Raw genomic sequence first — 10318 nt, forward strand, 5'->3', positions numbered from 1 at the left:
TATGGCTGTAAAGAAAGGTCTTGGAAAAGGACTTGATTCCTTAATCGCACCAAAGGAAGGTGCAAAAGCAGCAACCGCAGCTCCGGCTGCACCGAGTGACGCGCTTCAGGAAGCTATCTATATGGATATCAATAAAGTGGAACCGAATCGCGATCAGCCTCGTAAAAAATTCGATGAGGATGCTTTGCTGGAATTGTCCGAATCTCTGAAACAGTTCGGTGTATTACAACCATTATTGGTAAAAGATCGTAAAGATTATTATGAGATTGTTGCGGGTGAGCGTAGATGGCGTGCGGCTAAGTTGGCTGGCCTTACAAAAGTTCCTGTAATCGTAAAGGATTTAACCGATCAGCAAATCATGGAGATTGCGTTGATCGAAAATATCCAGCGTGAAGATTTAAATCCGATTGAAGAAGCTCAGGCTTATAAGCGTCTGATCATGGAATTTGATTTGAAGCAGGACGAGGTAGCTGAGCGTGTTTCAAAGAGCCGTGCTGCAGTAACCAATGCAATGCGACTTTTGAAATTGAACGACAAGGTTCAACAGATGGTGATTGATGAAATGCTCTCTACCGGACATGCTCGTGCCCTTTTAGGAATCGAAGATTCCGAAAAACAGTATATCATTGCGCAGAAAGTTTTTGATGAGAAGCTGAATGTGCGCGACACAGAGAAACTGGTCAAGAACTTGCAGAATGAAAAGCAAGTAGATACAAAGGCTAAAAAGAAACTTAGTCCTCAGTTGGAGGCTGTATACCATCAGCTGGAAGAGGACTTGAAGGCAATTCTTGGAACAAAGGTTGCGATTTCCGCAAAGGATGAGAAGACCGGTAAGCTTGAGATTGAGTACTTTAGCGCAGACGAGTTGGATCGCATCATTGATTTGATTAGAACTGTCAGAAAATAGTTACAATATACTATTTAAAATTTCGTAAAAATTTAAGACAATATATATAGGAGACTTTCGTACAATGATATCGAAATATTTAGGATTTGATTCAGATTATATTATCATAGGACTGGCTGTGCTTGTAGTAATTTTGCTTGTCCTTTGGATCGTAAACATTGTTCAAATTAAATCTCTCAAAAAGAACTATAAAGTCTTTATGTCCGGTAAGAATGCAAAGACTTTAGAGGATACTTTGATTAAGCGACTTGACGAGGTGGAACACCTCCTGAAAGCGAATGCCGCTAACGAGAAAAATATCAAAAAGATTTTTGCAAATATGAAATATACTTACCAAAAAATTGGTTTGGTCAAGTATGATGCATTCCATGAGATGGGTGGTAAGCTCAGCTTTTCTTTGGCTCTTTTGAATGAGACCAATGACGGATTTGTATTGAATGCGGTACACAGCCGTGAGGGATGCTATACATATATTAAAGAAATCATCGATGGTAATTCCGTATTGGTATTGGCTGAAGAAGAGCAGGAAGCTTTGGATATGGCCAAAAATTCCAGATCGTAAAATATGGTAATGTGACTGGAAGTCATATCCTTGCGTGGAGCGTGAGGTGTATGCGAATGAGAGCGGTTAAAAATCTAATAGGCGGAGAAATCCTGGCAGAGCCTATTATGACTGAGGAAAAAAACATCCTCATTCCAAAAGGCACTGCGATAAAAATCGATTATCTTCCTTTGATCGAATCGCTTGGGATTGACAGTCTTATGATTGAGGATCCGTATGAAGATTACGAGAAACCTCATTATATTATTGATAAGACAAAGTTTGAATCCTATGTTGTAAAAGTGCGAAAAATTTTGGGCAACCATGTGCATGGTAACGGTGATGATTTCCGTGAGTTCGAGCCAATCGCAAATGAGATGATCAGAGATATCGATGCGGTATCGGATGATGTAGCGATTGATATCAGCGAACATTCTGCCGACTTATATGAGCATACTGTTATGGTGACACTGCTTTCGATTTTGGTTGCGAAGGCATTGAATTTGCCAGAGGAACAAAAATTTGCAGTGGCAATCGGAAGCCTGCTGCATGATGTTGGACTTCGCTATATCACTGTGAAGTATGAAAATTGTAATATGGATACCGAAGATCCACTGGAAGCGTTTGAATATCGTAAACATACGATTTTAGGATATTATGCGCTTGAAAAAGCGGATTGGGTTCCGGAAGTATCAAAAAAGATGGTTTTGCACCATCATGAGAGAATCGATAATACAGGATTCCCTCTTAAGCAAAATAATGAAGAAATAGAGTGTCGTATTGTCCAGGCGTGTGATGCCTTTGAATGTATGATATCAGGAATTGAATCCAAGCGGACTTCTGTTCGCGAAGCAATCGATTACCTGAGTTCCGAAAATGGAAAGAAATTTGATCATGATGTAGCAGATCAAATTTGCAAGATGATTGCAATGTATCCGGTTGGCACTACAATGACAACCAGCAGTGAGGAACATACGGTAGTAGTATCTCAAACACATAATCCGGCGCGCCCGATTGTGATGGTTTTGGATGCGGCAGATACAGAATCGCATGAACATTTTTGCAATCTGAATTTGGAAGAGGACATTTCGATACTCCGGGTATATTGAGTATGCATAAATTTTTGAAATCGATTGGCTTTTCTGATATGAAGCGCCGTGATGTGGAAATGCTCCTGACGGAGTTGATTCGACATCCGGATACCATCAAGGCATCTACAGACTCAGAGGGCGCAGAATATGTCGAGCTATCCTGCCAGTACGGGCCTGGCTTTGGCATTATGATTCGAGGAACTTATAATGAGAGAGATGAATTTCAGATGGATTATTATTATCCGTTCCTTGAACCATATCAGATGAGCACAGAAGAATTCGTGGATATTGAAAAGCATGCCGAAAAGGAATCTTATGCAGGCGTCTGTGATGATTACCGCCTTGGTGTGACTTTGATTTTTTATCTTCAAAATGTCGTTGACTATCTTGCAGAGCAAAAGCTGCGTGGACCAAAAGAACGGAGACGCGGCGCGATGCTCTCTGCTCTCGCATCGGAGGGAAAAATTGTACTTCCGGTTCAAAATGGCAAAGAGGATGTTATTGTTGAACTTCAAAAGCGAATGGAATATAATAAACTAATGTCTCAGGCACGGGATGGCAATGAAGAAGCAATTGCTAATCTGGCGCTTGAAGATATGGATACCTATGCGATGCTTTCTCAGCGTGTGGAAAAAGAAGATTTGCTTAGCATCATTTCGTCTACTTTTATGCCATATGGAATCGAGAGCGATCAGTATAGTATTATAGGAGAAATCTCAGCAGTGGTTGAGGCGGAGAATCGCATCAGCCATGAAAAGATTTATATATTGGGAATCCTGTGCAACGATATGGTTTTTGATATTTGTATCAATGCAAAGGATTTGTTTGGCAAACCGGAGATTGGCCGCAGATTCAAGGGCAATATCTGGATGCAGGGAAAAATTGTTTCATAAACAGATGTTTGCGTAGCTCAGCTGGATAGAGCGTCCGCCTCCTAAGCGGAAGGTCGCGCGTTCGAATCGCGTCGCGAACATTCAAAGAAGTCGAAAGGAATTCTTAAGAAAACCTTTCGATTTTTTTGTGCGATTTTATGTTATGATTGCAATTGAGAGGAACTGTAAATGATGCACAAAAGGAAATAAATATGGAGAAAAGAAAAACATTGATACTGGTGATAATCGTCTCAATTATGCTGGCAGCGTGTTCTTTTTTGTTATTTTATTTACTTCGTTATCAAAATACATCTGCCAGTCGTATGCAAAACAAATACGAGGGTGATATCATCGCAATACGCAGCACGGTTGATTTCGATGCGGATGGAGTAGATGACCAGACGGATATCCTGGATAATGCAATTGAATATGTCGGAACGCGACCGAAATATAAGAGTGTTTATTACGCAAGTGGATATCCGGATGATGAATATGGTGTATGTACAGATGTGGTTGCAAGAGCTTTGCTGGGCTCCGGATACGATTTGCAGGAGCTGGTTAATCGTGACATCCATGAACATCCGGAGGATTATGATATTACAAAGCCGGATGCCAATATCGATTTTCGTCGGGTCAAGAACCTGAAAGTCTTTTTTGACCATACAGCAATCAGCCTCACACTTGATCCAAAAGAAATCGATCAATGGCAGGGTGGCGATATTGTGGTATACGAGCATCATGTTGGAATTATCTCGGATCGAAGAAATCGCGATGGAATACCATATCTGATTCATCATTCCGGAGAATATCAGAGATATTATGAGCAGGATATGCTCGAAAAATGGCCGGGAAAAATCATCGGTCATTATCGCATCAGCGAATAACATAAATGTGTAAAAGTGGAAAATCTTGTGGATTTTCCACTTTTTTTATACTAGATGTTGAAAAAATAGATTGAAGTGAATTCCGGAAATGCTTATAATGAAAATAGAATAGGATAATAGACTTCGTCTATATGCTTCTACAAGGAGGTACTTTTCGATGGATAAAGAGAAGAAACTCAAGTTGCAAATATCATTTGCAGCCATCGCATTAGGGCTATTGCTCATCGCACTTCTTTATACCATTATCAATTATTCCAATCTATGGCTGGCATTGGCAGGATTCGGGATACTGACACTGGCCGATATCTTTTGGATTGTGAATTCGGTACTGTCAGTAATGGCAATTCGCGAGGCAAAAAGAGCCGAACAATATGAGAGCATTTTTAAATCGGAGAAGGCTTCGTATCTAATGCTCAAAAAATATTCGGAAGAGATTACCGAGCGACTGCAGCATCTCGAGAAAATGATTAATTCACCGGCTGCGGAAATCATAAAGACGCAAAAGAGTATCGCAAAAGTCATTATCAGCCGCGAGCGTGAAAATGCCGAGGCATTGATGAATGCAAACGATATGCTGACGGAGCAGCTGGAAGCGCTTGAGAAGCGTATGGAAAACAGTTACTCGACGATGGAAACAAAATATGAAAAGATTAGTGCAACCAACAAAGATCAGATTATTGCAAAACAGCAAGAATTTATTGTTGCATTAAAGGATATGGAACTTCGCCTCACTTCTGTTATGGGACAGCGATTGGCTGCACCGGTCATGCAAGCACCGGTCATGCAAGCACCGGTTATGCAGACAGCACCAACACCTGTGCCAGTAATGGCGGAGCCGGTAATGGAAGAACCGGCTCCGGCAGTTGAACCAGTAATCGAGGAACCTGTAGTTGAAGAGCCGGCAGCGGCAGCAGAACCAGTAATCGAGGAACCTGTAGTTGAAGAGCCGGCAGCGGCAGCAGAACCTGTAATCGAGGAATCTGTAGTTGAAGAACCGGCAGCGGCAGCTGTACCTGTAATCGAGGAATCTGTAGTTGAAGAACCAACACCGGAGCCTGAACCTGTAATCGAAGAATCTGTAGTTGAAGAACCAACACCGGAGCCTGAACCTGTAATTGAGGAACCTGTAATCGAAGAGCCTGTAGCCGAAGAAGCGGCTCCGGCACCTGAGATGGATGATCCAAATAAGAAATTGAGCCCGGATGAAATCGCAGCAATGTTTGCAGCAGCTGAAGCAGCGGATGCACCAGCGGAAGAACCGGCTGCTGAGCCTGAACCGGTGGCGGCTGAAGCACCGGCTGCACCTGAAATGGATGATCCAAACAAGATGATGAGTCCGGATGATATCGCGGCATTGATTTCCAGCATGGGAGCAGAACCGATTCCGGAACCAATGACAGGAGAGGAAGAAGAAGCACCGGCTGCGGAGGCGCCTGCAGAGGATACACCACCGATGCCGGATTTGTCAGATCCGAACAAGAAAATGAGCCCGGATGAAATTGCAGCATTATTTGCAAATATGGGTTAAGAAAGCAAAAAAAGAAAGCCATCACATGAAATGTGATGGCTTTCTTCGTCTTATTAAGAAAGTTCAGGAGTGTGAATTGCGATTTCGGTTGCAATGCGCACTGCAATTTCCATTCCTTCTACGGTGATATGCTCATATGGACCGTGGAATCCGTATCCGCCTGCACCAAGGTTCGGGCAAGGAAGACCGCGGAATGATAATTGTGCACCGTCTGTGCCGCCACGAACCGGCTCGGATACAGGCTCGATTCCTACAGAACGGATGGCATTTTGTGCCAATTCGATGATATCCATATGTTCTTCGATGATGGAGAGCATATTTTCATAGGAATGTGAGATTTCAAGAACAACAGTATCAGAACCGTATTTCTGGTTCATCTCGACTTCTAAAGTGCGCAGTTGGTTGAGTCGTGATTCAAACAGATTCTTGTCATGGTCGCGGATGATATAAGACATTTTTGCTTCTGCGACATCGCCTGACATATCCGTCAAATGGAAGAAGCCTTCGCGTCCTTCGGTATGTGCCGGAGTTTCATCCGCAGGAAGAGATGCGGCGATCTCACAACCGACCAAAGCGGCGTTAACCATAATATCTTTGGCCTCGCCCGGGTGGACATTGACACCTTTGATAGAGAAGGTCGCGCTTGCTGCATTGAAATTCTCGTAAGCAATTTCTCCTTCATATCCGCCGTCGACCGTATAAGCAAAATCTGCCTTAAAATAGTCGAGATCAAAATGGTGTGAGCCGGTTCCGATTTCCTCGTCAGGAGTGAATCCAATCCAGATATCACCATGTGGTTTTCCGGAGGCGATTAATTCCTCTACCATAGTCAGGATAACTGCGACCCCTGCTTTGTCATCTGCACCGAGCAGAGTGGTACCGTCTGTGGTAATCAGAGTGCGGCCTCTCAGAGTTGGGAGATCGGCGAAATCAGATACCTTCAAATATTCGCCGGAACCTGCTAAAAGTACATCTTCTCCGTTATAGTTTGCAATGACCTGCGGCTTGACATCTTTTCCGGAATAATCCGGTGCGGTATCGATATGTGCGATAAATCCGACTGACTTTGCATGCTCCATCCCTTTGGTTGCCGGAAGCAAACCATAGAGGTAACATTGATCGGTCAATAAGACTTTCTCGAGGCCGAGGGATTTCATTTCCTGTTCCAGATCGCGGGCCAGATCGAACTGACGCTGGGTGGATGGAACCGTTTCAGACTCTTCATCGGATGTGGTCCAAACCTTTACATATTTGAGTAATCGTTCTTCAACTTTCATAAAATTAGTGCTCCTTAAAAAATTTTTAAAAAAATGAAAAAAGTAGTTGCATTTTTCTAATCTATACTATATAATAAACTTCGTGCTTGAGAAAAGCAATAAGAAATGCGCCACTAGCTCAGCTGGCAGAGCACCTGACTCTTAATCAGGGTGTCCAGGGTTCGAACCCCTGGTGGCGCACTACGAAGTACCAATTTCGTGGACATGAGCCATGGGGTTGGTGCTTTTTTTGTTATATATATGTTTTCATTTCTTGCAAAATGAGAATAGGTTATATAAAATGAATTATGACATTTCTATAGAAAGGAAGCACATCAACCATGCGTCTTCGTAATATTCCGGGTGCAGATGAAGTTGTTGCCAACAGTGAATACTGCATCGCCGAGCCGAGAGAGTGGAGAGGCCGGTGGAAGGAACTTTTTAAAAATGAAAATCCGATTCATATGGAAATCGGAATGGGAAAAGGCCGATTCATCATGGATTTGGCCCGAGAGAATCCGAATATCAATTATATTGGTGTAGAGCGATATACCAGCGTGCTTTTGCGCGCGGTTCAAAAGATGGAACGGGATCCGCTTCCGAATATTCGATTCTTATGTATCGATGCAGCGGAGCTCCCTGAATTCTTTGCGGAGGAAGAGGTTCAGCGGATTTATCTGAATTTCTCCGATCCGTGGCCAAAGGATCGTCACGCGAAGCGTCGCCTGACATCGAAGAATTTCCTGGACAAATACACTCAGATTCTGGCCGCAGACGGTCGATTGGAATTTAAGACAGACAATCAGGACCTGTTTGCGTTTTCGGTTGAGACAATAGAAGAGGTCGAAGACTGGAATCTCGATGCCAAGACATATGATCTGCATCATGATGAGGAAATGAATCGTGGAAATATTATGACGGAATATGAAGAAAAGTTTTCGTCGAAGGGCAATCCGATTTGTAAGCTGATTGCATCGCGGATTCTGGCATTTATGCTGATTCTGTTGACAAGCTTTTCGGTTTTGCATACACAGCGTGTTCAGGCGGAAGAATATTGGCCGACCGGCGTGACTGTGGAATCCGGAAATGCCATTGTTATGGAAGTCAATACCGGAACCGTATTGTATGAAAAGAATGCGGATGAAGTCCGATATCCGGCCAGTATTACTAAAGTCATGACCGTTTTGCTTGTGCTCGAGAACTGTGAGCTTGATGAAACGGTGACTTTTTCGAGAAATGCAATCGATTATGGACAGGCCAACGGAAGCTCGCACATCGGATGTGATGTCGGCGAAGAAATGACCGTAGAGCAATGTCTGTATGCCACGATGCTTGTATCAGCCAACGACTGTGCGTATGCGCTGGCAGAGCATGTGGGCGATAAGCTTGGCGGAGGTTATTCCGGATTCATCGATATGATGAATAAGCGTGCAAAAGAAATCGGATGCAAAAATACCCATTTTGTAAACAGTTACGGATTACATGACAATAATCATTATACGACTGCACATGATTTTGCTCTGATTGCAGCGGAAGCTTACAAGAATGAGGACTTTCAGGTAATTTGCGGAACAAAGACTTATGTTTCACCTCCGACCAACAAGCACAAAGATCCTTATCCGTATCACAACCAGAACAACCTGCTGTATCCATACAAATTTTCACAATATCTGTATGAGTATTGTACAGGTGGAAAGACCGGGTATACGGATCCGGCACATCATACACTGGTTACCTTTGCGGAGAAAGACGGAATGACGCTGGTATGTGTGATTTTGTATTCGATTTCTCCGAATCAGTGGTCGGACAGCATCAATCTGTACGATTATTGTTTTGATAATTTTCAGGTATTCAATATTACGGAAAATGAAACGCGACTGAAAGAGTCGGAAGACAAGGAATACGGTCTTTTGAACGAGGCCGGAACCTATTTGACATTTGATAAAAATGCTTATGTTGTTCTTCCAAAGACAGCAGAATTTGCGGATGCGCAAGTCGACATGTCCGAATCGGACAGCGGTGCACAGATTGTATATACATATGACGGACGCGAGGTCGGCTCTGTGCGACTCCAGCCATCAGAAGAACTCAAGGTGGAATATCCACTGCAGGAGACCGGAAAAGAAACTGATCCGGACATCCGGGTAATCAAAGTGAACCTGTGGTATATCTTCTGGATTCTGTTGATTTTGGCAGCAGGATATCTAATCGTAAAATACGGTATCCGATTTGTGAAAGACTATTATGTGATTCGTCACAAATATGAGGCCAGAAGAAGAGAGCGTGAGAGATTCCGCAGAGTCAGACGCAAAAAATACGGAAGACGCAAGAGAGACCGTTTATTCCGGTAAAAAAAAGAATATTCGCATGTCGAAAAGACAATAATGGACATTTAAGCGACATATAATAATAAAAGCGACAGTTTATTTTTTGATAAACTGTCGCTTTTTTTTGTAAAGACAAGACTGATAGCAAGTTAAATTGTCAGACTATTTAACAGCATAACGAGCTGATTGCGGGTTTCCGTATAAATCATGATGCCACCGGAGACAGGAAAGAGTGTCAGGAACTTTCCTTTGAAGGTCTCTGATTCCAGAAGAAGATGGAACAGATAATCCTTTGCATTTTCATCGACATGAAGAAAAAGAGGTTCCGCTTTTTCCATCGTATTGACAGAGACATGAGCGCTTGAAAAAATGCGTTTGATTTCTTTGTCCTGTCCGACCTGATCATTCGTTTTGTTTACGATGAAATATCCATGTTCATCTTTTGGCATATCCATCGCCTTGACGGCGCGTTGCACCTGCTTGGTCAGACCCGGTGAAGGCGGATACAGAGATTCGAAATAATTCATGAAATCCGATGCAAAGCGGAATGTTTTGTTGGAACCGTGTTCAAGGACCTCTGTCATGAGGATTCGCTTGATGGTTGCTTCACAGGCTTCGCGTGACGGATTCTTCCTTGGTTTGATTTGATCCATAAAGACCTCCTATCTATTAAAACGACGAGCGCATCTGTCCATATACCAATTATAAGACAAAATCTCCGACAAAACAACCAACAATTCGACATTCCACACCCATTCAGTGCCCCTCTTCCAGTTGCTTTTCCTGCCTCGGCACCCTTTACCGGCCGGTCAGGACACGATAGGCGAAAAAGCTTAGATTCTCCAAAGCCGTACGCGCCGCTTTAAGAGGTTGTCCTTTCACCGATTTTGCACTTCGACAAACTGTCTTTTC

General features: G+C 43.1%; 8 protein-coding genes, 2 tRNA genes and 2 pseudogenes. 10 read left to right on the forward strand and 2 right to left on the reverse strand.

All coding sequences use genetic code 11. The features are described 5' to 3' along the window. Position 1 precedes the first annotated feature (1 nt). The 7 genes from CSX02_RS02985 to CSX02_RS13490 all read left to right on the forward strand — a co-directional run bounded on the left by CSX02_RS02985 (position 2) and on the right by CSX02_RS13490 (position 5823). On the forward strand, positions 2-907 hold the full coding sequence (locus tag CSX02_RS02985) for a ParB/RepB/Spo0J family partition protein (RefSeq protein WP_031544011.1): 906 nt from the start codon (positions 2-4) through the stop codon (positions 905-907). A 64-nt stretch (positions 908-971) separates the two neighbouring features. After that, positions 972-1469 carry a DUF4446 family protein gene (locus CSX02_RS02990; protein ID WP_099385577.1) on the forward strand — a complete coding sequence of 166 codons (498 nt, stop codon included), beginning with the start codon at positions 972-974 and terminating at the stop codon, positions 1467-1469. A 56-nt stretch (positions 1470-1525) separates the two neighbouring features. After that, positions 1526-2557: an HD-GYP domain-containing protein gene (locus CSX02_RS02995; protein ID WP_189281302.1), complete on the forward strand. Its 1032-nt coding sequence runs from the start codon at positions 1526-1528 to the stop codon at positions 2555-2557. Positions 2558-2559: 2 nt separating this feature from the next. Further along, positions 2560-3432: a DUF3881 family protein gene (locus CSX02_RS03000; RefSeq protein ID WP_031544008.1), complete on the forward strand. Its 873-nt coding sequence runs from the start codon at positions 2560-2562 to the stop codon at positions 3430-3432. Between the two features lie 6 nt (positions 3433-3438). After that, positions 3439-3512: transfer RNA gene (locus tag CSX02_RS03005), tRNA-Arg, on the forward strand. A 111-nt stretch (positions 3513-3623) separates the two neighbouring features. Beyond that, entirely contained in the window at positions 3624-4295 is a 672-nt protein-coding gene (locus CSX02_RS03010; RefSeq protein WP_099385578.1) for a DUF1287 domain-containing protein, read from the forward strand. Positions 4296-4452: 157 nt separating this feature from the next. Continuing rightward, positions 4453-5823, forward strand: a complete 1371-nt coding sequence (locus CSX02_RS13490; RefSeq protein WP_189281304.1) for a hypothetical protein — start codon at positions 4453-4455, stop codon at positions 5821-5823. A 53-nt stretch (positions 5824-5876) separates the two neighbouring features. On the opposite strand, the gene pepT is transcribed toward CSX02_RS13490, so the two are convergent. Further along, positions 5877-7100 carry a peptidase T gene (gene pepT / locus CSX02_RS03020; RefSeq protein ID WP_099385579.1) on the reverse strand — a complete coding sequence of 408 codons (1224 nt, stop codon included), beginning with the start codon at positions 7098-7100 and terminating at the stop codon, positions 5877-5879. A gap of 107 nt (positions 7101-7207) precedes the next feature. Here pepT and CSX02_RS03025 point away from each other — a divergent pair. From CSX02_RS03025 to CSX02_RS13855, 3 genes and pseudogenes are all read left to right on the forward strand, one after another. After that, a tRNA-Lys gene (locus tag CSX02_RS03025) sits at positions 7208-7280 on the forward strand. Positions 7281-7420: 140 nt separating this feature from the next. Next, positions 7421-8059, forward strand: a pseudogene (gene trmB, locus CSX02_RS14090) (tRNA (guanosine(46)-N7)-methyltransferase TrmB); the annotation flags it as partial. A 102-nt stretch (positions 8060-8161) separates the two neighbouring features. Next, positions 8162-9430 (forward strand): annotated as a pseudogene (locus tag CSX02_RS13855) (D-alanyl-D-alanine carboxypeptidase family protein); the annotation flags it as partial. A gap of 125 nt (positions 9431-9555) precedes the next feature. On the opposite strand, the gene CSX02_RS03035 reads toward CSX02_RS13855, so the two are convergent. Further along, complete coding sequence (locus tag CSX02_RS03035; RefSeq protein ID WP_099385580.1) at positions 9556-10059, reverse strand: hypothetical protein; 504 nt, start codon at positions 10057-10059, stop codon at positions 9556-9558. Positions 10060-10318 lie beyond the last annotated feature (259 nt).

It is taken from the genome of Agathobacter ruminis, assembly GCF_002735305.1.
Classification (GTDB): domain Bacteria; phylum Bacillota; class Clostridia; order Lachnospirales; family Lachnospiraceae; genus Roseburia; species Roseburia ruminis.

Excerpts from the sequence above, each read along its gene's own strand:
- CSX02_RS02985 (WP_031544011.1), top strand. The coding sequence starts at position 2 with ATGGCTGTAAAGAAAGGTCTTGGAAAAGGACTTGATTCCTTAATCGCA.
- CSX02_RS02990 (WP_099385577.1), top strand. The coding sequence starts at position 972 with ATGATATCGAAATATTTAGGATTTGATTCAGATTATATTATCATAGGA.
- CSX02_RS02995 (WP_189281302.1), top strand. The coding sequence starts at position 1,526 with ATGAGAGCGGTTAAAAATCTAATAGGCGGAGAAATCCTGGCAGAGCCT.
- CSX02_RS03000 (WP_031544008.1), top strand. The coding sequence starts at position 2,560 with ATGCATAAATTTTTGAAATCGATTGGCTTTTCTGATATGAAGCGCCGT.
- CSX02_RS03010 (WP_099385578.1), top strand. The coding sequence starts at position 3,624 with ATGGAGAAAAGAAAAACATTGATACTGGTGATAATCGTCTCAATTATG.
- CSX02_RS13490 (WP_189281304.1), top strand. The coding sequence starts at position 4,453 with ATGGATAAAGAGAAGAAACTCAAGTTGCAAATATCATTTGCAGCCATC.
- pepT (WP_099385579.1), bottom strand. The coding sequence starts at position 7,100 with ATGAAAGTTGAAGAACGATTACTCAAATATGTAAAGGTTTGGACCACA.
- CSX02_RS03035 (WP_099385580.1), bottom strand. The coding sequence starts at position 10,059 with ATGGATCAAATCAAACCAAGGAAGAATCCGTCACGCGAAGCCTGTGAA.